At 57.8% G+C, this 21,813-nt stretch carries 16 protein-coding genes; 7 read left to right on the forward strand and 9 right to left on the reverse strand.

All coding sequences use genetic code 11. From position 1 onward, the window contains the following. Positions 1-69: 69 nt before the first annotated feature. The 8 genes from JIN78_RS12175 to JIN78_RS12210 form a co-directional block, all read right to left on the reverse strand. Positions 70-861 (reverse strand): hypothetical protein, encoded by a 792-nt coding sequence (locus JIN78_RS12175; protein WP_234037970.1) that lies wholly within the window; start codon positions 859-861, stop codon positions 70-72. Then, positions 851-2,074: an FRG domain-containing protein gene (locus JIN78_RS12180; protein ID WP_200392252.1), complete on the reverse strand. Its 1,224-nt coding sequence runs from the start codon at positions 2,072-2,074 to the stop codon at positions 851-853. Before JIN78_RS12180 ends, JIN78_RS12175 begins: the two co-directional genes overlap by 11 nt. A 3-nt stretch (positions 2,075-2,077) precedes the next feature. Continuing rightward, positions 2,078-3,514 carry a restriction endonuclease subunit S gene (locus tag JIN78_RS17560; RefSeq protein ID WP_200392253.1) on the reverse strand — a complete coding sequence of 479 codons (1,437 nt, stop codon included), beginning with the start codon at positions 3,512-3,514 and terminating at the stop codon, positions 2,078-2,080. Continuing rightward, positions 3,504-5,228 (reverse strand): class I SAM-dependent DNA methyltransferase, encoded by a 1,725-nt coding sequence (locus JIN78_RS12190; protein ID WP_200392254.1) that lies wholly within the window; start codon positions 5,226-5,228, stop codon positions 3,504-3,506. The genes JIN78_RS17560 and JIN78_RS12190 overlap by 11 nt, the downstream gene beginning before the upstream one ends. A 249-nt stretch (positions 5,229-5,477) precedes the next feature. Beyond that, positions 5,478-7,277: a translation elongation factor 4 gene (lepA, locus tag JIN78_RS12195; protein ID WP_200392255.1), complete on the reverse strand. Its 1,800-nt coding sequence runs from the start codon at positions 7,275-7,277 to the stop codon at positions 5,478-5,480. Positions 7,278-7,366: 89 nt separating this feature from the next. After that, positions 7,367-8,398: a PAS domain-containing protein gene (locus tag JIN78_RS12200; protein ID WP_200392256.1), complete on the reverse strand. Its 1,032-nt coding sequence runs from the start codon at positions 8,396-8,398 to the stop codon at positions 7,367-7,369. Between the two features lie 143 nt (positions 8,399-8,541). Beyond that, a complete protein-coding gene (gene lgt / locus JIN78_RS12205) occupies positions 8,542-9,546 on the reverse strand; it encodes a prolipoprotein diacylglyceryl transferase (protein ID WP_200392257.1) in 1,005 nt (334 codons plus the stop codon). A gap of 67 nt (positions 9,547-9,613) precedes the next feature. Beyond that, positions 9,614-10,510: a D-hexose-6-phosphate mutarotase gene (locus JIN78_RS12210; RefSeq protein WP_200392258.1), complete on the reverse strand. Its 897-nt coding sequence runs from the start codon at positions 10,508-10,510 to the stop codon at positions 9,614-9,616. 138 nt (positions 10,511-10,648) lie between these two features. Here JIN78_RS12210 and JIN78_RS12215 point away from each other — a divergent pair, with 138 nt between their 5' ends. Together JIN78_RS12215 and JIN78_RS12220 are read left to right on the forward strand one after the other, a co-directional pair. Next, on the forward strand, positions 10,649-11,497 hold the full coding sequence (locus JIN78_RS12215; protein WP_200392259.1) for a putative sodium/potassium/calcium exchanger: 849 nt from the start codon (positions 10,649-10,651) through the stop codon (positions 11,495-11,497). Positions 11,498-11,576: 79 nt separating this feature from the next. Then, entirely contained in the window at positions 11,577-13,598 is a 2,022-nt protein-coding gene (locus JIN78_RS12220) for an ATP-dependent DNA helicase (RefSeq protein ID WP_200392260.1), read from the forward strand. 4 nt (positions 13,599-13,602) lie between these two features. On the opposite strand, the gene JIN78_RS12225 is transcribed toward JIN78_RS12220, so the two are convergent. Continuing rightward, positions 13,603-14,295 carry a type I 3-dehydroquinate dehydratase gene (locus tag JIN78_RS12225; protein ID WP_200392261.1) on the reverse strand — a complete coding sequence of 231 codons (693 nt, stop codon included), beginning with the start codon at positions 14,293-14,295 and terminating at the stop codon, positions 13,603-13,605. A gap of 154 nt (positions 14,296-14,449) precedes the next feature. Here JIN78_RS12225 and JIN78_RS12230 point away from each other — a divergent pair, with 154 nt between their 5' ends. From JIN78_RS12230 to JIN78_RS12250, 5 genes are all read left to right on the forward strand, one after another. After that, on the forward strand, positions 14,450-15,061 hold the full coding sequence (locus JIN78_RS12230; protein WP_200392262.1) for an Amuc_1102 family pilus-like protein: 612 nt from the start codon (positions 14,450-14,452) through the stop codon (positions 15,059-15,061). Between the two features lie 94 nt (positions 15,062-15,155). Then, complete coding sequence (gene mul2B / locus JIN78_RS12235; RefSeq protein ID WP_200392263.1) at positions 15,156-17,033, forward strand: Amuc_1101 family PilM-like pilus complex protein; 1,878 nt, start codon at positions 15,156-15,158, stop codon at positions 17,031-17,033. An 18-nt stretch (positions 17,034-17,051) separates the two neighbouring features. Continuing rightward, positions 17,052-18,059: an Amuc_1100 family pilus-like protein gene (locus JIN78_RS12240; protein WP_200392264.1), complete on the forward strand. Its 1,008-nt coding sequence runs from the start codon at positions 17,052-17,054 to the stop codon at positions 18,057-18,059. A 20-nt stretch (positions 18,060-18,079) separates the two neighbouring features. Further along, on the forward strand, positions 18,080-19,099 hold the full coding sequence (locus JIN78_RS12245) for an Amuc_1099 family pilus-like system protein (RefSeq protein WP_200392265.1): 1,020 nt from the start codon (positions 18,080-18,082) through the stop codon (positions 19,097-19,099). Positions 19,100-19,172: 73 nt separating this feature from the next. Then, the gene (locus tag JIN78_RS12250) at positions 19,173-21,767 is read left to right on the forward strand and encodes an Amuc_1098 family type IV pilus outer membrane protein (RefSeq protein ID WP_200392266.1); all 2,595 of its coding nucleotides are present in this window, start codon (positions 19,173-19,175) and stop codon (positions 21,765-21,767) included. The last annotated feature ends 46 nt before the right edge of the window (positions 21,768-21,813 follow it).

The following is a 21,813-nucleotide window of genomic DNA, read 5'->3' on the forward strand; positions in this document are numbered from 1 at the left end:
GAAGCCTCAACACCAACCTTGAAATCGACGAATAAATAGCCAATCTCACGCCAACGACCACCGAGAGTTTTAACGACCTGTGGGACATCCCCTGACTGTTGCGAGAAGGCCAGCTTGGGAAATGCTGCGGCGTGGTTCTTCAGCAAAGGTCAGAATTCCAAGTTGGGTAGGTTCGTAGTTCTTACCCTGCTTTTCGAGCAGGTTTTGTTGTAGGAGTCGCCGCAAGAAGCGTTCATCATTGCGAGCTTCCGGGATCGCGGCTTTTTCGCGATAGTATTCGAGCGCTTCCACCGAGAAGTCATCGATTGAGTAATGCTCGGCTCGGCTTTCGAGGGGGCTCAATTGGACCGGTTTTTCTTCCTCGGTTTCTTTGCCCGCTTGTGCACGAGCCCATTTGAAAAAGTCCTCGTTTTCCTTGAGGATAACTTCCTGTAGATCGCGGTCAAAGAGTTCCCATTCGACCCCGTGGTTTTCGAGATACTGAATGCCTTTGCGGGCGACCGTGGGGTCGTCATCCTCGATGCCGATGTAGACCTTTTTGATGCGGGCATTGACGATGCGTTCGGCGCAACTGAGCTTGGGGTGATTGCGGGCTCCTGGAGCGCAGGGCTCGAGGGTGGCGAAGAGTATGCCCCCATCTAAAGCCCGTTCCCGGTTCTTGCGTTCTAACAAGGTGAATTCCGCGTGATCTCCATAACGTAGTTCGCCTCGGCTGGCGGTCTGAACTTCGCCTTTAAGCCAAAGAACGGCTCCCACTTTCGGGCTGACTTTATCGTCGCGTGGTTCACTAATGGATAAGCGCATAACGTCGATTGCTTTTTCCATTAGTTTTCGGGCATTGAAGGGAAACTTATCCGGCATCACTCTCTTCTTTTTGGGCTAGAATATCGAGAATCTCTTGAATGACCTGATCACGCAAGTTCGGAGGGTACCCGAAACGGCGGAGAACATTGCGGGCAACGATGCGGAGCCTCGCTTGCGAGGATTCCCGCTTAGCCCAATCCACAACGAGGTGTTTGGACAGTGCGCTTTCGAGTTCATCAGTGATCACTTCAATGCGACCTGGCTCGATCTTTCTGGTCTCCTCAGGCCTGCTGAGAATCGCGCTGATTTCGGGAATCTCTCTTTTCGGTTCGGAAATTTCTTGTTCCTGTGGTCCTTCCTCCGATTTTTCGGGAGACTCCTTTTTTTCGCGGGCTAGCTTCTCGCGCTGTTTCTGCTCTTCCGCTCGGTGGAGGGCTTCTTCGGCAGTGAGAATGTTGCAATAGCTGGAGGAGCCGATGAGATCGGGAAAGAGGCTGGCGTGATGGACATTCATACGACGGAGGTTGCGGAGACAGCCTTCGCGATCCTCGTTCGCGATGTAGATTTTACAGATGTAGCGGGCAATTTCTGCCGCTTCGGAGTTTTCATCGATATCGACAAGGTCCTCTTCCTGCATGGAATTGACGAGGACGTTTTCGATAGTGTTGTCGTAGGGAGCGTAGAGAAAGAGGCCGGCTTGGTTGACGAGGCGACCGTATTCGTCCTTGCGCGGTTCGATGGTGCGGATGTCGGGGCAAACGTCCTCGCGAGCAACGAAGGCTTTGTCTATGACGTAAACCACGCGGTAGGGGTTCTCGTTCTCGTGCTGGGGGTCTTCTTTCTCGAAGGCGAAAAAAAGCGAGACGTAAGGGGAATAAGTGAAATCGATGAGAGGAGTATGGAGTCCGTGGTGTTGTCCGATGGACCAGAGTTCTTCTCTCTCCTCGGGTTGGACAAGGGAGTTGTCGCGAATGCGGCCCCGGACGGAGCGGGCGAATTGTTCGGCCTGGTATTCAGCAATCGCTGAAGTGATGATTCCAGAGCGATTGAGGCGACCCAGACTGGGGGAGAGGGACCAACTATAGCGGCGTTGGCCACGGAAGACGTAGTCGGCTTGACGGTTGTTGAAGAAGTCGTCTTCGATGGCTTCGGTGAAGGCTCGCCAACCGGACATTTTGCTGACGGGGATGCGACCGCTCACCTTGTCCAGGGTGACCTCAAAATTGGGCCAATCGGGAATGCTGGAAAAATCGTATTCGGTTTCAGCCATGAGTCAGGAGAGGGATTCCTCAGTTTTGGATCCAGTTACGGGGACGGTCAATTCGCCGGAGAGGAGCTTGGGGAGAAGGGTGTCGCGGAGTTCGGCGAGGGTGCGGGATTGGTGCACGTTTGAATTTTTGTATTCCCAGTGTTGGCTCACAAGCTCAGTGAACTTATCTGCGAGTTGGGATGGTGGAATCGCTAATGGAAAATCAGCCATATCTTTCCATTTTGCTCGTGGCATTCGTGTTCCAGTGCTTCTTACATTTGCGAATTCCACAAAATTTGGTTCAAAAATTTGGCAGCCTACGAAGCCTGAATATTCTAGCTTAGAGGGCCGTATTACCAAGATATCTGTGGAGCAAATTCCTTCTATGGCTGGATAGCAGACCTTGTGAAAGTATGGGCGTAACTTGCCAAACAGGAAGTCCCCTTTTGAGAATCGGGATTTCTGGCTGTCAACGTCAGACGCGGAGCCCCAAGTATAAAGGGAAAAACAAAGTTTTTCAATATGCTCCAGACCTACGTAAGGAGTGTTCGGGGATAACGTCGATGGATGAACTCCTTCTCGGCGGTTTTCTGCGATATCTCCCAGTTTACCAACCTCCCACCCAACCGGAATCTCGCCGAGTTCGGAGGGTTGGAGGGAGTCGGGGAAGAGGGCGGCGGTCTGGGCCAGGGAGTCGAGGGTGGAGGGGGGCAGGGCGTCGAGTTCGGCGCGGGCTTTTCCGGCAAGGGCGGCCATGGCGGCGCGGTTGATTTCTTCGGCGGTGGCTCCGGCGGCTTTGGCGGCGGCCTTGGCCTTGACGGGCTCAAAATTGACAAACCACGACTTGAAAATCGCCTGCGCCATCTCCTCCAGCGTCCGGTTCATACGCCGGTTGAGTTCGATCTTGTCAATTGACGTGCGCCAGATAGTGGCGATCTCTCTTTGAGCCTCGTCACTAGGAATAGGGACTGGCAGCGCGTTCAGTATTGAAGTGTTGAGATTCGGCATAGTTGCACCGATGGCATGACGAAGAACCCATTCGCGAACATTCGGATGTGCTAAAAACGCATGAAGATACGCTGGAGAAACTTGCGATTGTTCCCCTAGTCGAATCCGCAGACATCCGGTTCCGCACAGCCAGCCATTTTCGTTGTCAGTTACAAGCGCGCACTTTTCCACATCTCCTCTGCGGCTGTAGATAATGTCTCCTGAACGAACCAAATATTTCGCGAGTCGCTTCGCATCTTCATCCGATATGCATGCGATATCTTCTGGGTTGATCCGCTCGACCATGATATTCTTTGGCATTATTGAAGGGATGCCCTCCGGCACATAATCCGCCGCATGGAGCTGACTGCCGAACGGACCAGTTTGAATGCCGCCTCCTCCGGCCTTACAAATCTCACCCAAGGTCGAGCACTTCCATTCGTTGGGGGAATTGACTAAGTTCTCAAGCGCCATGGCCGATTGAGTGTAGTTTCTCTTCAATGACTTCTTCTAATCGTCGACTTTTATTGAATTGGTAGCCGAGTTCCTTAGTCAATCTCGCCATCTTCTCCGCAAAGGGCTCGCCATCATCTTCCTCATCGGCCGCGCCGACATACCTTCCCGGAGTAAGGACGTGGTCGTGTTTGGCGATTTCGGCGAGGGTGGCGGATTTGCAGAAGCCGGGGATGTCGGCGTAGAGGTCGGTCTGGGGTTCGGACGGCTGCGGCGAGCCGTCCCTACCGGAGCGCTTCCAGTTCTGGAAGGTGCCGGCTATCTTCGCGATGTCTTCCGGGGTGAAGTCGCGCAGGACGCGGTCTTTCATGTAGCCGAGATTGCGGGCGTCGATGAAGAGGACTTCGCCGCTGCGATCGCGGAGGGGCGGATGGCTCGGCGAGCCATCCCTACCGGATTTATTCTTGGTGAGGAACCAGATGCAGGCGGGGATTTGGGTGTTGGTGAAGAGTTGGCCGGGGAGGGCGACCATGCATTCGACGAGGTCGGCCTCGAGCAAGGCCCGGCGAATGTCGCCTTCGCCGCCGGTGTTCGACGACATGGAGCCGTTGGCGAGGAGGAGGGCCATGGACCCATTGGGGGCGAGGTGGTGGAGCATGTGCTGCACCCAGGCGAAGTTGGCATTGCCCTGGGGCGGGGTGCCGTATTTCCAGCGGGCGTCGCCCTCCAGCTTGCCGTCCCACCATTCCTTGATGTTGAAGGGGGGATTGGCCATCACGTAGTCGGCGCGAAGGTCGGGGTGCTGGTCGTTGGTGAAGCTGTTGGCGGGTTCTTTCCCAAAGTTGAAGTCGATGCCCCGGATGGCCATGTTCATGGCGGCGAGGCGCCAGGTAGTGGGGTTGGATTCCTGGCCATAGACGGAGAGGTTGCCTAGCTTGCCGCCGTGCTCCGTGATGAACTTTTCGCTTTGCACGAAGAAGCCCCCGGAGCCCATCGCGGGGTCGTAGACGCGCCCTTGGTAGGGCTCGAGCATCTCGACGATGAGGGAGACGATGGACTTGGGGGTGAAGTATTGGCCGCCCTTCTTGCCCTCGGCGAGGGCGAACTGGCCGAGGAAGTATTCGTAAACGTGCCCGAGGATGTCCTTGGCGTGAAGGTCGGCGTGCTCGAAGGGAATGGTGGCGATGAGGTCGATGAGGCCGCCGAGGTTTTCCTGCGGAATCTCGAGGCGGGCGTAGCGGTTTTTCTCAATGAAGCCCTTAAGCTTGGGGTTCTCGCGCTCGACGGCTTCGAGGGCGTCATCGATGAAGCGGCCGAGGGATTTGATTTCGTAGGCTTCCTTCTTGCCGTTGGTGACCTCGATGACGGTGCCCGGCGGGAGCTTGGCGTTGTCTTGAATGGTCTTCCAGCGGGCGAGGGCGGGGACCCAGAAGACGTTTTTCTCCAGATAGTAGTCGCGTTCCTCGAGCTCGAGGCGGAGGGCTTCGGCGTAGTCTTCTGAATCAGGTCCACCGTAGTCCTCGGGGTCGAGGTAGTAATCGCTCTCCGGGTCGGTCAGCAGCGTGGTGACTTCATCCTGCCGCATGCGGAAGGAGTCGGAAACGTATTTGAGAAAGATAAGACCGAGAACGGCGTGCTTGTAAACGGCGGCATCGAGAGAGGCGCGGAGGCGGTCAGCGGCGTTCCAGAGCTTTTTGTCCAGTTCGGTGAGAAATTCTTGCGAGGTGTCGGGCAAAACGAAAGGGATGAGTTGAAGGTCATTTTTTGCGGCATGGATTCTCTTTTTGAAAGGATATTTGTGGTCAAGGGGATCACTGATCTAACTGCCAAAGATGGCAAGAGTGTTTGCCATGGAGCAGCGGCACTCCTGCCGCTGTAAGGGTCGCCGACGACGGCAAGAGTGCCGTCCCTCCCTTAAAAGGAGCAGCGGCACTCTTGTCGCTAAACGTTTCGCCCGAGACGGCAGGAGTGCCGTCGCTCCTTTTTAATCTCCGCTCTTGAGCACTTTGATGAAGGCTTCCTGGGGGATGTTGACTTTGCCGAAGGCTTTCATCTTTGCTTTGCCCTTCTTCTGCTTCTCGAGCAGTTTGCGCTTCCGCGAGATGTCACCACCGTAGCACTTGGCGGTCACGTTTTTGCGCATCGCGCTGATGGATTCGCGGGCGATGACGTTGCCTCCGATGGCGGCCTGGATGGCGACCACGAACATTTGCTGGGGAATGACGTTTTTGAGTTTTTCGGCCAGCTCGCGTCCGCGGGACTGGGCCTTGTCCTTGTGCACGATGGTGGAGAAGGCTTCCACGGGTTCACCGGCAATGAGCATGTCCATCTTGACCATCTTGGCGGCACGGTAGCCGGCGTGTTCGTAGTCCATGGAGCCGTAGCCGCGGGTCATGGACTTGAGGCGGTCGTTGAAGTCGACGAGGATGTCGGCGAGGGGCACGGTGGCGGTGAGCATGACGCGGAACTCGTCGATGGTCTCGGTGTTCTCGAGTTCACCCCGTTTTTCCATAATGAGCTGCATGGCGTCGCCGATGTAGTCGCCGGGGAGCATGATGAAGATGCGCACCATGGGTTCGCGGATTTCCGCGATTTCCTGCTGGTCGGGAAGGAAGGAGGGGTTGTCGACGATGATTTCCTCACCGTCGGTCTTGGTGACCTCGTAAATCACGGAGGGATAGGTGGAGATCACGTCCATATCGAACTCGCGGCGCAGGCGTTCCTGGATGATCTCCATGTGGAGGAGGCCGAGGAAGCCGCAGCGGAAGCCGAAGCCGAGGGCGGTGGAGGATTCGTTTTGGAAAGTGAAGGCGGCGTCGTTGATTTGCAGCTTGCCCATCGCGACCTTGAGGGCCTCGTAGTCGGAGGTGTCGATGGGGTAGATGCCGGAGAAGACCATGGGGCGGATTTCCTTGAAGCCGGGCAGGGGCTGGGGGCAGGGCTTGTCCTTGAGGGTGATGGTGTCGCCGATTTTGATCTCGGCGGTGGTCTTCATGTTGGCAATGAGGTAGCCCACGTCGCCCGCGTCGAGGGAGTCGGTCTTGCGCATGCCGGGGGTGAAGACGCCGGTTTCCTTGACCTCGTAAGTGTTCTCGGTGTGGAAAAGCTTGATTTTGTCGCCCTTTTTCACGCTGCCCGACATCACGCGCACGTAGGAAATCACGCCTCGATAAGCGTCGTAGAGGCTGTCGAAGACGGAGGCGCGGAGGAGGCCGTCTTCGCTGTCTTGCGGGGGCGGCACAAGTTCGATGATGGCTTCGAGGATGTCCTCGATGCCGATGCCTTGTTTGGCAGAGCAGGGAATGGCGGTTTCGCCGGGGATGGCGAGAATGTCCTCCAGCTGCTGGCGGCATTTGTCGACGTCGGCGGCGGGGAGGTCGATTTTGTTCAGCACGGGGACGATGGCGAGGTCTTGCTCGAGGGCGAGGTTCACGTTGGCCATGGTCTGCGCTTCCACTCCTTGGGCGGCATCGATGATGAGAATGGCTCCTTCGCAGGCGGCGAGACTACGGGATACTTCGTAGGAGAAATCCACGTGCCCGGGGGTGTCGAGGAGGTTGAGCTTGTAGGTCTTTCCGTCCTTGGCGGGGTAGGCCATGGTCACGGGGTGGGACTTGATGGTGATGCCTTTTTCGCGCTCCAGATCCATGGCGTCCAGAAGCTGGGCTTTGGCCTCGCGCTCGGCAACGGTCTGGGTGAATTCCAGCAGCCGGTCGGAGAGCGTGGTCTTGCCGTGGTCGATGTGCGCGATGATGGAGAAATTGCGAGTGAGGCTAGTGTCCATGAAGGTGGTCCCGGAAGTGGGGGAGGGGAAGACTCTTGAATCGCGGGGCAAGAGTCAAGACAGGCGTGTGGGGAGACTTCGGGAAAGTCTCACTCTTCTTCGCGCAGATCTTGCAGGAGGACTCGGCAGAAGTGTTCGCCATTGAACTCGAGCTGCATGATGGTGGCGCGGACGGGGACCGGCTTGCCATTGGCGTGCATCACTTCTCCATTGAAGGTGGCGTAGCCGGTTTTCTGGAGACGGGTGACGGCCTGGCGAAATTTTTTCAGGGAGTTGAGGGAGAGCAGGTCGTCGAAGGGGCGCCCTTGCAACCAGCTGGGGCTGAATCCGGTCAGCTTGCGGGTGTGGGGATTGCAGTCCGAGATGCGACCAAATTGATCGTAGCGCAGGAAGCAATCGTCGGCATTGGTGATGCAGCGTTGGATGCTGCTCTGGTAAGTCTCGCTGGCGCTGATCTCGTCGCGCTCGCTGCGCATGTCGCGCAAAGTGGCGAGCACGAGGCGGCGTCCCTGGAAGTGAAAATCGCGCACCGAGACCGCCACGGGAATGCGGCGCTGGGGCTTGACGTAGAGATTGCACTCGAAAAAGACGCGTCCTTGCGAGGCGAGCTTGCGCAACGATTCCGCAATCTCCATCCGTCCATGGGAGTCGGTCAATCGGGCCACTTGCATCCCGATAAGCTTGTCGCGGGAGATGCGGGTGAGGGCAACCATCGCTCGGTTGGCATCGGAAATGACGCCCCGCTCGTTGGTGACCACGATGCTGTCCGGGCATCCCTCAAAGAGAGCTTCGGAGTACTCTTTGAGTTTATCAAAATTCGTGCAGCAGTTCTCCCGGCTGTCGTTGAGGGCGAGGAGTTGCAGAAAAATTTTCAGTTTCTTTTCGCAAGGATTGGTTTGGAATCCTCTGACGCGTAAATACTTTTTTGTGTTCGGAATGGGGTGGAGGCGGGAATAGCCGAGGCTCTCGTCGTGCCTATCGGGGGCCTCCACTAGGGCGAGATCCTCGCAACCCAGATAGCCCGTGCCGAATTCAAGGAGATACTTGAGATTTCTCCGGGTATCAGGGCTGAGAGTCTGGACCAGCTCCTCGAGGTCTGCTCGCCTTTCTGATTTGTTCACAAATAAAATAATACGGGTTGCTGTTCGAATTTGTTTTCAAAGCAAAGGGTGGGGAATGCGTTTCAGAAAGGGGGAGCTACTAGTTTTACTCCTGAAAACGTCTAGATAATTGACCGAATTTTTACTACTGTCAATTCCTCTAATTATGGCGATTGGGAGTGGGGTCTTTTTGAAAAAAGGAGGAAGGCGACTCCTACCGCGATGAAAAAGAGGGAGTAAAATTGTCCTTTGGTGAAAATTCCAATCAGTGAGGAATCAGGAACGCGAAATTGTTCCACGAAAATACGGCCGCCGGCGTAGAGGAGAAAGAAGAGGCCGGTGAGGCGTCCCTTGGGCAGCTTGGGATAGCGGAGGCGTAGAAAAGTGAGGAGGGCGAAGAGGAGAAGTCCTTCCAGGATTCCCTCGTAGAGTTGGGAGGGATGGCGGGCCTGCAAAAAGGGCTCGATGGCGCTTTTGACGGCATCGCTTTCGCGCACAGCGGTGGCGAGGGCTTGTTCGCCGCCGTATCCGGTCTCGTAGGCGAGCTGCAGGAGGTTGCGGCTTTCGCCTTGAGCGGCCTCAATGGCCACGTTCATGACGGCGTCGTAATTTTTCGCCTCTTCGCAGGCGGGGTTGAAGATGGTGCCGGGGAATTTCACCAACCAGGGCCAGCTTGCTTTGGCCACGTGGCCGTAGAGCTCGCCATTGATGAAATTGGCGACTCGTCCGAAAAAGACTCCCAGGGGGGCCACGCAGACCAGGCCGTCACCGAGCGCGGCCCATGAGACCTTGGTCCGGCGGGCGTAGAACCAGCAGAAGATGGTCAGGCCAATGATGCCGCCATGGGAGGCCATGCCGCCATCCCAGACCTTGATGATGGTGAGGGGATCTTCCGCAATGCGGGCTCTCCCCTCGGCGGAGGGCAGCATGTAAAAGAGCACGTAGCCCAAGCGACCCCCTAGAAAGACCCCCAGGAAAGCGCCGTAGGCGATAAAATCGGAGACTTTGTCGGGAGCAAGGGGGAAGAGCTTGCGCTCCGCGAATTTCTTGAGAAACCACCATCCGGCGATGAAGCCGGCGAGGTAGGCCAGGCCATACCAGCGGACCTTGAGAAATTCTGAAAAGGAAATCAGAACGGGATCGAGATCGTGAACGTAAGCGGTGAGCACGGAGCGCTTGTAAGGGAAAAGGGCGGGAGGGAGAAAAGAAATTCGCGCGCAAATGTGTCGGCCCGTCCTATCCTTCGGGATTGGTCACGCGCAGAGTGGTGCCGAGGCGGTGCCAGGCGCCGGGCGCGATGATTCTGGTGTCCTGCCGGGCATTGGCGGCCTCGATGCAGACGAAGTCCTGATAGCCCTGGTCTGGCAAATCGGCGAGGGCCGCAGCCTTTTCCTCTGCCGGATTCCAGATCACGGTGCTGAGGGAGCCCTCCTTGGAGAGAGCGATTTCCCGCTGCCACCCGGGATCGCGGAGGGTTACTGGCAGGGCAGTGCCGGTATAGATGCGGTCCACTTCGCCCCTGATGGTGAGGGGGGATTCTTCGCCGGGAAGGATGCGCTCCGGAGTCGGCGTGGTATCGATTGCGGGTGTGTTCTCGAGGCCGAGGAGCTTACAGTGGGCGAGGCTGCTGAGAGCGAGGTAGCTGTGCAGGGCCCCACCCACGAGGGCGTTCCGCGTTCCCCGGTTTTGGGTTTCCAGCAGGACAGAGCAGGTTTTTCCCAAGTGAAAAGTCGCTCGCAGGAAGAAGGGGAAGGGCACGTGTCGCCGGGTCTCGTCATCGGGGGGAAGGATGAGGCTGAGGCGGGCTTCCGCCGCTTCGATGGCCACCGATTCCAGTTGCCAGAAGCGGGTGCGGGCTACGCCATGGGACGGGTGGCGGTCCGGGGCAGTGGGATGGGCGTTGAACCAGGGCCAGCAAAGGGGAATGCCACCGCGGATGGCTTTGCCCTCTTGGAAAACCGCTTGTGGGGACGTGTAGAGCACCGGCTGCTGGCAGTGGGCGGGCTGCCAATGGATCAGGTGGGCGCCATGCAGAGCCAGGGTGGCTTGGCAGTGGTCAGTCTTAATCTGGAGGGCCGGGTAGCCCGGGGCCAGGAAGATTTCCTGACATTCTGCGGGTAAAGCGGGAGCCATGGCTGCTACTTAGTCCGCAGATTGGGGGGAAGCAATCCTCAAGCCCGGCGGGATGGCATCCGGGCCGGGCTTACTTTTTTCCATCTGACTATTTTGGCGTTTGCCAAATCGGGCGTAAAGTCAAAGACTGCCCGCCCTATGTCAGAAGAACAAGAGGCCCCGAAGAAAGCTGCTCGCAAGCGAGTGGTGAAAAAAGGGGTGCGCGGTAAGCGGGCTCCCCGCAAAAAAGCCGTTCAAAAAGAGGAGGTCGCCCCCCGCGAGGGTGAGGAGGCTTCTGCAAAAACAATTTCCATGGAAGAGAACGAAACCACTTATTCCCTCGCCGAGAATCCCCCGGCTGAGGCGGTGAAAGAAATCAAAGAGATCAAGGTCGTCGAGGAATCCCCCGAAGAAGCGAAGAAAGAGCTGGCCCAAGCGGAGGCACGCGAGGAAAAAGCAGGCTCCGACAAGAAGGAGGGCGCTGGCGATGCGGCCAAGAATCGTAAGGGAGATCGCAAGGAGTCTGGCGGTTCGGAAAAATCCTCTTCGGCCAATGATGGGTCAGGGGGAGCCAAGGAGAAGGAGGGCAAATCCGGCGAAGACGCCAAAAAATCTTCTGCCCCGCAATCCTCGGGTGGCGATCAGGCTTCTTCCGAAGGGAAAGGCGACGATTCCTCCCGCGCGGCGGATGGCAAGAAGGACGGTGATAAGTCCGAGGCCAACAAACAGGATTCCGATGAGGAGGGGGATGACGACGACCGCAAGGGCCGTCGCCGGGGCCGCGGCCGCCGGGGCGGTGGGAACCGGGAAGATTCCGGCTCCTCCAACAACAAGCGTAAAATTGACCTCGAGGAAGCGGCGGAAAAGGCTTGGGAGATTTATCAGGGCGAATTGGAAGAAGAGGGGGTTTCCCTCGTCGATCCGCGCCGGGCTCGTGATTTGGCGCGTCGCTGTTTGGAACTGGCGACCGTCTTTTGCGAAGAGCGCGACAAATACCTGGACAAGTAACCTCTGGCTGCCCTCCCCGCTTGGCGGAACCTGCCGGTGACCCGGGTCGGGGAAGGCACCGATTGCAGAATAGGCGCAGGTGATTTCGGTAACGGAGAGTGGCAGCGGAGCCTCGTGGTTGGCGAGGGAGATGCAGCATGCCTTCTCCCCCGGGGGCCAGCTCTCTGCTTCCGACGACTTCGAGTATCGCCCCCAGCAACAAGAGATGGCGGTGGCGGTGGCGGAGGCTCTCGGGTCGGATCGCTGCGTGGCGGTGGAGGCAGGCACCGGGGTGGGCAAAAGTTTGGCCTATCTCCTGCCCGCCGTTCGCTTTGCCATTGAGGAGGGGCGCAAGGCCATCGTCTCGACTCACACCATCAATCTGCAGGAACAGCTCTTTCGCAAAGACCTGCCGGTCGTAAAGGCCCTTGTTCCGGGTGAATGGAATGCTGTTTTGCTGAAAGGGCGGGGCAATTATCTCTGTCCTCTGCGGCTCCGCCGGGCCTGGGAGCAGCAAGGCGACCTCTTCGGCCAGGAGGAAGCCTCCGAGCTCAAGCGCATCTGGACTTGGGCGGAGGAAACGACGGAGGGGACCCTGAGTGATTTGGATTTCCAGCCCTCGCCCAAGGTCTGGGCTCAAGTTTGCAGCGAGTCGCAGATTTGCACCCAGCGGCTCTGTGGGGCGAAGGGAAATTGCTTTTTCCAGCAGGCGTGGAAAAAAGCGGGCGAGGCTCGCGTTCTGGTGGTCAATCATACCCTCTTCTTTGCTCTCGCCGATCTGGATGGCCTCAGCGAACCTGGCGGCGAGGATGGCGGATTTCTTTTTCCGCGCGATTTCGTCATTTTTGACGAGGCCCACACCTTGGAAAACGTGGCTGCCAGTCAATTGGGGATCCGGCTCGCGGAGGGGGGCATGCGATTTGATTTGCAGCGGCTATACAATCCCCGCTCGCGCAAAGGTCTCTTGCGAACTCTGCAAGATGTCACCGCCATCAGAGGGGTGGAGCGCGTTTTCGAAGAGATGGGGGAGTTTTTCCGACTCGTGGGGGAGGTGGTCGATTTCAAGGGAGAATCACGGGAGAGCCGGGTGCGCCATCCCGCGCTCGTGCCCAATACCCTGGCGGAACCCCTGCGGGATTTGTGGACTCGGCTGGAGGAGCTGGCGGACGGGATGGAAAAGGACAATTCCACCCGGGGCGAGCTGCTCGATGGCGTGCGCCGTCTGCGCGAGGCTCATGGCGCCTTGCGGGTCTTCCTCGACCAGGAAGATGACAGCAGCGTTTACTGGGTGGAGCGGGGAGGGGCCAATCGCGAGGCCATCACTCTGCGTTCCGCGCCTGTGGAAATCGCGGACCGTCTGCGGGAGAGTCTGTTCGGACGGGGAAAGCCGGTGGTGCTGACCAGTGCCACGCTGGGAACCGGGGATCGGGAGCTGCGCTATTTCCGGGGGCGTCTCGGCGCGGAAGAGGCACGGCCGGTGAGTATCGGAAGCCCCTTCGACTACCGCAAGCAAATGCAGGTTTTCGTAGCCAAAGGCATGCCGGAGCCCGCCGACCCCAAGTTCGCGGACGCCCTGCCGGCCTGGGTGGAGCACTTTATCCGCCGCACCGATGGCAAGGCCTTTGTCTTGTTTACCAGTTATGGTCTGTTGCGAAAAACCGCCGAGGCCATGCGCCCCTTTTTCCAGCGGGAGGGGATTCGGCTTCTGGTGCAGGGAGAAGGTATGCCGCGCCACCGGATGGTGAGCGAATTTCGCAAGGATGTGCACAGCGTTCTCTTTGGCACCGATTCCTTCTGGACAGGGGTGGATGTTCCCGGGGAGGCCCTCAGCAATGTTATCGTCACCCGTCTTCCCTTCGCGGTTCCCGACCATCCGGTAGTGGCCTCGCGCATCGAAGCCATTGAGGCCTCTGGAGGCAATGCCTTCATGGACTACTCGGTGCCGGAAGCGGTGGTCAAGCTGCGTCAAGGGGTGGGGCGGCTTATCCGTTCGGCCAAAGACCACGGAATCGTCGCTATTTTGGACAATCGCGTGGTGACCAAACGCTATGGCCGCATCTTTCTGGAAGCCCTTCCCGCCGAGGCGAAAGTGGAGTATCTGCAAGCGCTGCCCCGCCGCTGAGCCCTCACGGATAGTTCGCAAAGGGAGGGGTGGCGCCCAGCACTTGCTTGAGCAAGGGAGCCGGCCACTGCCCCGGGGCGGTGGCTTGGGCACCGAGATAGCCGTAGTTCAAGACGGAGCCATGCTGGGCCGCCAACAGGCGGGAGGCGGGCCCATATTTGCCCATCCCCATCAATGAAAAGGGCACCCCTTCCATCTCGGCGAGGAGAGACTCGAAAAGAGTCAGCTCCAGCGGGTCGCGCACGGTGACGGCGGCTTTGGCAATGGTCGCTCCCAAGGCCTGCGCCCGAGCCAGGGTTTCGATCGTTTCGAGGTGGTCGAATTCTTCAAAATCGTGGTAGGAGAAGACGGTGGCGACTTCGCGGGCGGCAGCCTCTTCCAACAGGTCCTGATAGAGCTCATGGTTGGCTGTTTCGATGTCGATCAGACTGGCGAAAGGAAGGAGGCTTCGCAGCAGATGCAGGCGGCTGGTTAGGTCGTGTTGACCGAGCCCGCCCTCTTCAGGAGCGCGGGCCGTGATGAGGAGAGGGAGGGCGGGGGAGTGGCGGCGGGCGAAATCGATCACCTCTTCGCCAGCTCCCAGGGCGTCGAGGCGGAGCTCGATCAAGTCCGTGTCCTGCAAAGAGTAATTGTGCTCGAGCGCGGCCGCATCGGTGATGGCTCCCACGGTGAGCGCTTGGGTGGAAATAGTGAACATGAGGGCAGCTTTCAATGATTGGCAGACGAAAGCGAGCCCAACTTTGTGGATGCACCATGTGTTTACGCAGAAAAGACACAAAATTTTGCAAGAATTCTGCTCGCCAAGCGACGAGTTGACCGCCTAGTTTCATAGAAACTCAAGCTCGACCTTTATGCACACGATCAAACTGAAAAAAACCGCTGGGCTCCTTTTGGGGCTGTGTTTCTTTGCGACGGGAGCCCTCGCCCAACAAGTCCGCGTTGAGGCTGATGATCCGGCATTTGACGACCTGCAGTCCCCCGAATTGGGAGGGAATACCGGCAAAAAGAAATGGGATCCCAAAGACTGGTTGGAAGCCGAAGTGAAGTTGGAAGTCGATGCCCGGCCCGAGCCGGAAGACGGCTTCATCGACCGCCTGCAAATCCGCTGGTATGTCGCGGTGAAAGATCCCGCCGGCCGGGGCTATTTCCTCCTCGAGAAGGACGTCACCTACGTCAATGTGCCCGTGGGCGAAGACGTCTATGCCTCGGTTTACCTCTCTCCCGCTACCATCCGCCGTCTCACCGGTGGCGACCGGGCAGGCAAGAGTGCCGTGGAAGCGGTAGCAGGCATCGTGTCCTACAATGGCTCGGAAGCCGCCACCTTCAGCTCCAAGTCCGGAGAGTGGTGGAAGTCTCCCAGTCTTTCCCGCACTGACAAGTTCCCTCTCATGAGCAAGGCGGACACTCCCTTCAAGTTCCTCTGGTGGGATCGCTACCTCGAAGAGCAAACCGACCGTCGCTAAAGGGATTTTCTCTCGACAATTGACTTTTCATTTTTCCTAATTTCTTGGCTCCGGGCGACTGGAGCCGTTAACGAAGACCCTAGAACACACACCTATGGCTGACTCCCAGTCGACAATCGCACTTAATATTGGCTCGCAGCGCATCACGATGGCTGCCTTCTCGCCCCAGAAAGGGGGGGGACTCGTTCTCAAAAAATACCAGGAGGTTGATATCCTCGCCGATCCGGCAGCGGAATCAATGCGCAACGCGGAAGTGCGGGGCGCAGTTGCCCAACTGGCCAAGGCTCTCAAAACGGGCAAAGACAAGGTTCGCGCCGCCGTCCCCGGCCACTCTGTCATCACCAAGTTCGTCAAGCTTCCGCCCATCGATAGCGATGACCTGACCGAGTTGGTGGAGCTGGAAGCCCAGCAACAAATTCCCTTTCCTCTCACCGAAGGTGCATGGGACTGGGCGGCCATCGAAAGCGGAGGCATTGAGAAAGAGGTGCTTCTGGTGGCCATTCGCCAGGAAGTGCTCGACGATATCAGTGAGTCAGTTTCGGGAGCAGGGTTGAGCTTGAAGGAAGTGGATGCCGCGCCCACCGCGCTCTACAATGCCTTCCGTTTCAACTATCCTGACGTCACTGAGCCCGTCCTCTTGGTCGATATCGGGGCCAAGTCCACTGAGTTGATTTACATTGAGGGCAAGAAAGTGTTTATCCAAGGGGTCAATTCTCCCGGCACAACTGGAGCGAGCCTCACTTCCTCCATCGCCAAGGAATTCGGGGTGGGCTTTGCAGAGGCCGAGGGGCACAAAGTCAGCAGCGGGGTGGTCAGTCTTGGTTACACCGAAGGCATGGACGAGGCCACTGCGGCCTTGGCTTCCCACATTCGCAATGCGGTGAACCGCCTTCCCGGCGAGATTTCCCGCCGCACGAATTTCTACCGCTCCCAGCAGGGCGGCAACGCTCCCACCAAAGTCTTCTTGGCAGGTGGCGGCGCCAACCTTGGCAATTTGGTCGACTTCCTGCAGGAAAAACTGTCCTTGCCCGTCGAGGCCTTCAACCCGCTTCGCCGGGTCCAGCTCGCCGATGAGTCCCTCGCGGCCAAAGCTCACCAGCTCGGTGAACTGGTCGGGCTCGCCGTGGAAGGAGCTGGGAAAGCAGAGCTCCACATCGACCTCGTTCCCACCTCAGTTGGCGCCCAGCGGGCCAGTGCGCGCCGCAAGCCCTGGCTCCTCGGAGCGGCCGGTATTTTGCTCGCCGGTCTCGGTGCCTGGGCGGGCACCAAGTTTGTGGCTGCCGGTGCTGCCGCCGAGAAGGTGCAGGAAATCTCGGACCGCCGCGATGAACTCGCTCCCTACGCGGGAACCTTGCGTCAATGGGACAATGCCATTGCCGAGATCGAAGCCATCGGTGGCGAGTATGCCGATTTCCAGGAGTCCCGCACCCAATGGGTGGGCATCCTCAACGAGCTGCGAGGCTACTTCGCCAGCGAAACTGTCTGGATTACGGAGCTTCGCCCCTATGTGAACTACGTTCCCGGAGAAGCTGACTCTGGCAAATCCTATGCCAAGGGTGGCTTCGAGCGTCTCGCATATGGAGAAACCTTCGTGGATTCCAAAAGCCAGGAAGCTCGAAACTACGAGGGCACGCCCGCCTTCAACGCCATCCGCATCGACGGCTTCTGGCGTTCTGGAGTGGACGGTAAGGATCACCGCGCGGTCAATGAGGTGCTTGAGCGCATCAAGAAGTCGGTGCAGGCGGCCAACGCAGCGGCAGAAGAGTCTGGCGCGGAGCCCGAGACTTACTTCCAGTTGACCAAGCCCGACCTCGATTCCCGGGATGGCGTGCTGCCTCTCAAGGACGGGGAAATCCTCATCAACAACAACACCACCTTGGCGGAGGAGACCTTTGGAGCTCCTTTCACCATGATTTTGCCTCTGCGGGAGCCCGTTGCTTTTGCGGAAGTGACTAACGGCAAAACACTCTAAAGAATTTACTGGATAACTATGAAGGAAAACGGATTTGCAATTGGCCTCCTGGCCGGAACCCTCGTCCTCGGTGGCGGTCTGGTTGCGCTGGGATTGAGCCAAGGAAAAACTTACAACGAACGTCAGGCGGAATTCTCCAGCATCAAAAGCGAGGTCGAGCAAATGGCCCGCGTGCGTCCTTTCCCCACTGAGGAAAACCTGGAAGCACGCCAGACTGAAGTGACCGCTTTGCGCGGAAAAGTCGAGGGACTGCAAAACGCCCTGCAGGCTTATCGCCCGGAAGAAATGGAACGGATTTCCCCTTCGGAATTCCAAAACCGTCTCGTGGCCAAGACCGAAGAGATCAAAGCGCTCTTCGATGAGAAGGGAATCTCCTATCCCGAGCAATTCGCGCTGGGCATGGAGTCCTACCTCGACGCGCTGGCCAATCCGGAAGCCACTGCCAAGCTGAATTACCAGCTCAATGCGACCGAGTGGTTCTTCCGTCAATTGGCGGAAGAGGGTGGTTACGCCGTGCGCAATGTGGTGCGCCAGCCGCTGCCCTCCGAGTCGGGTCAAAGCTGGACCGAGCCTTTCGAGCGCGATCGTTTGCCCGTGCCCCTGGCGCAAAGTTTGCCCATGGAGTTTACAATCCTTGCTGATGAGGATGTCGCGGTGAAGTTGCTCAATTCCCTGAGCACCTCCAAGGATTACTTCTTTGCCATCGATATGGTGCGCATTGGGAATGAGAATGTCGCCCCTCCCGTGCGGAGTCAGGCCGGCTTGGAAGAAGTGGCCGAAGATGATGGGGGAGGAGACGAGGGTGCCGGAGGTTTCGGTGGTTTCGAAGGCTTCGATTTCGGTGATGGCGGCGACGATGAAGCTGCCGCTGAGGAAGAAGCGGGTGAAGAAGAAGCTGCAGTGGAAGTCGCTGACTCCGGTCGCATTCTCGGTCAAGTTCTTGGCAATGAGGGAGTCTATGCGGCTTATCAGGTCCGCCTGCTCCTCTTTGGCGAGCCCGTTGAACTCCCTGAAATCGCAGAATAAACAAACGCACACTTTAGAAGATGAAAGATAATTACGAAAAGATTTTCCTGGGTGTCGCCGCAGTCATCGCCATCGCGATGGTGGTGCTGGGAGTGATGAAATTGGGAGCCGTGGAAGAGGAATTCCCCGCTGCTACGGAGAATCCCCAGCCGGCCATTCCTTTCGACAAAGAAGTTGAAATCAGCCAGGCGGTGACCACCCTTTCGACCGCGCCTACCGTCGATCCCGTGCGCACGGCGGCGGGTCGCGAGGTGGAAGTTTTCACCGGAGTGGACCTTTTTGTCCGCAAGGGAGCGGAGACTCCGGTTGACATTGGTGACTCCAACGAGAAGCCGGTTCACCCGCCCATTCCCAACAGCTGGTGGTTGACCCACGGCATGGGCGACGAGATGGGCTATGGCAATGCTCCCCAGCGGGACTTTGACGAAGACGGATTCTCCAATGGCGAGGAGTTCGAGGCCAAGACCGCTCCCAATGACAAGAGCAGCTTCCCCTCCCTTTTTGCCAAAGTTCGCTTGGCAAGTGTGGAGCAAGAGCAGTGGTATCTCCGCTTCTCCAACTTTGGCGGCGGCTCCTTGAGCTTCCGCATTGAAGGTATCCAGGATGGCAAGAAAGCGGAAAATCGCATGCGGGGTGGAGCCACCGCCGCGCCTGGCGATATCTTCTTCGCCGATGCTCCCTACCAGAATCGCTTCAAGTTCGTCGAGCTGAAGCAAGTGGAAGCCAACGGCATTCCCAAAGATCTCGCGGTGGTGGAAGATCAGAAGGAAGGTAAGGCTGGAAAGGTCTACGAGATTCCAGCTGGCTCTCACCAGACCCTCCAATCTGACTACACCGCCCGTCTCTATCTCGACACGCCGGCGGAAGAGAACAACGTCTTTGAGGTCGAGGAGGGAATGTCATTCTCGTTGCCCTATGACGAGAATGCGCAGAACAAGCCCTACACTCTCAAGGAAATCGGCGGCGATGGCACCACGGCAACCCTGCTGTGGGACAACAATGGCGAGACTCAAGAACTGGAATTAAAGGTTGAAAATTAAGAAATCTGCCATTCTCCGAAAAATTGACTTCACAAACCCCCTCCTTATGAGGGATTCTACAACACACCAAATCATGCAGCACACCACAACGCGCATTCACGCTGGACTGCTGGCACTCGCCTTCGCGGCGACGCCAATTTCATACAGCTCGGGCCAAAGCCTGCTGGAGAAAGAGAGACTCCGCCGTGAAGCAGCGACACAACAAGCCGTGGACCTCCTGATGGAAGGTCGTCAATCCTATGCTTCCAAAGACTTTGAAGAGGCCGTGCGCCTTTACAAGGAAGCTCTCAATGTTCTCCCTTACGGTCCCAAGACCGAAGCGAAGCGAAACGAGATTGTTGCGCACCTCGGTGACGGAAGCGTCGCCCTGGCCCAGCAGTATCGCCGCACCGGGAAATACGATGAAGCCAAAGGCCTCTTGAACGATGTGTTGGTGGCCGATCCTCACCGCTTCGAGGCTCAGAAGTCCCTGGAGTATTTCGATGACCCCATTCGGGTGAACCCCTCTCTCACTCACGAGCATTCCCAGAATGTCGATGAAGTGCGTCGTCTCCTCTACAAAGGGGAAGGATTCTACAACTTGGCTGATTACGACAATGCCGAGAAGCAGTTTCACTCCGTGCTGCGAATCGACCCCTACAACAAGGCGGCTCGCCGCTGGTTGGAGCGGGTGGCGGCCATCAAGTCCGACTACTACCGCGCGGCTTACGATCACACCCGGTCCAAGCTTCTCATGGAAGTGGACAAGGCTTGGGAGCTGACCGTGCCTTCCATTTCTGCCGCTGGTGATTTCGGCCCCGCAGGTGGCCAGCAGGGTGGGGGACGTTCCCTCAACCTCACCAACAAGCTTCAGAATATCATTATTCCCCGGGTTGACTTCGCTGATACTCCCCTCGACGAGGCCATGGAGTATTTGACTCAGAAGTCCATTGAGCTTGATCCCGATCCGAATCCTGATCGCAAGGGTATCAACTTCGTCATCGAAAAAGGGTCCATCTCTGGTGGTGCTTCCGGTCCTGACGAAGATCTGGACGGTGGTGGTCTTCTCCTCGGAGCGGATCCTGGTTCGAAGTCCATCGACACCCTTCGCTTGCGCAACGTGCCCTTGGCGACCGCCTTGGAATATGTCTGTAACAAGACTGGCATGCGCTACCGGGTGGACGAATACGCGGTCACTCTTCTCCCCATCGGAGCCGACAGCAGTGCTGACCTTGTGACCCGCACCTGGACCGTTCCTCCTACTTTCGTTACTGACCTCTCCGATAACGACGGCGGTGGCGGTGGTGGCGCTTCGGACGATCCCTTCGCTTCCAATGACGGCGGTTTGGGTGGTGGCGGCCTTTCCGTGCGCCGCACCGTCAAGGAGCTTCTCGCCGATAGTGGTGTCGAGTTCCCCGATGGCGCCAGTGCCCGCTTCATCTCCAGTTCTTCCAGCCTGATCGTGAAGAACACTGTTGGTAACCTCGATTTGGTCGACCAGATTGTGGAGAACTTGCTGAAGAATACTCCGAAGCAAATTCACATCATGACCAAGTTTGTGGAAGTGTCCCAGGAAAACACCGACGAGCTCGGCTTTGACTGGCTCATCACGCCCTTCCGCGTTTCCAGCGAATTCTTCCCCGGTGGTGGAACAACCAGTAATGGTGCAGCCCGTTCCGGTGGCGACTTCCTCGGCACGGTTGGCGCGTTCAACCTTCCCAATGTCCCCGCTGACTCCAGCGCGGCTTTGACCGGTGGCACCATCACCAGCGGACTTCGTTCCGGAGATTACGCCATTTCCAAGAACAGCATCGATTCTGTGCTGAACAATCCGAATCGCACCGCTCAGAACAATTCGGTCGCGCCTGGTATTCTCTCCCTTACCGGCCTCTTCACCGATGGTCAGGTGCAGATGATTATGCGTGGATTGGCTCAGAAGAAGGGAACCGACATCATGACCGCTCCCAGCGTTCTCGCTCGTTCGGGTGAAACCGCTACGATTGAGATCATTCGCGAGTTCATTTACCCCACCGAATACGAACCACCGGAACTTCCTAACCAAGTGGGTGCCACCGGCGGAATCGGTGGCGCGGGTAGTGGCGCAGGTATCTTCCCCGTCACTCCCTCCACTCCGACTGCGTTCGAAACACGCAACACCGGGGTGACTCTGGAGATTCAGCCGACGATTGGTGCGAACGACTACGTCATTGACCTCCGTTTTGCTCCCGAGATTGTCGAGTTTGAAGGCTTCATCAACTACGGTAGCCCCATCACCTCGCCAGCCTCTGATGCCTTCGGTAACCCGACGAACGTCACCATTACCGAAAACCGGATCGAGATGCCTGTTTTCGCGAGCCGTCGCGTGACCACTGGTCTGACCATCTATGACGGTCACACCGTGGCAGTGGGTGGCCTGATGCGTGAAGACGTTCAGCGAGTCGAGGACAAGGTGCCGATTTTTGGTGACCTTCCCTGGATTGGCCGCCTCTTCCAGAGCAACTCCGAGAACCACATCAAGAGCAACCTCATTATCTTCGTGACTGCGCAGATTCAGGACGCTAGTGGTAACCCCGTCAACGGTGGCAACACCGGTCTTGGAGACCCCGGTTTGGGTGTGGGTGGTTCCTCTGCTCCGGCAGGTCTGGACGCCAGCCTTCTTCCTCCGCTCGATACTACCAGCGGTAAGTAAGGTGCACCTTTACCAGAATTGATTTTTTCCAAGTCTGATGGTTTCG

Source organism: Roseibacillus ishigakijimensis (assembly GCF_016595415.1).
Taxonomy (GTDB): domain Bacteria; phylum Verrucomicrobiota; class Verrucomicrobiia; order Verrucomicrobiales; family Akkermansiaceae; genus Roseibacillus; species Roseibacillus ishigakijimensis.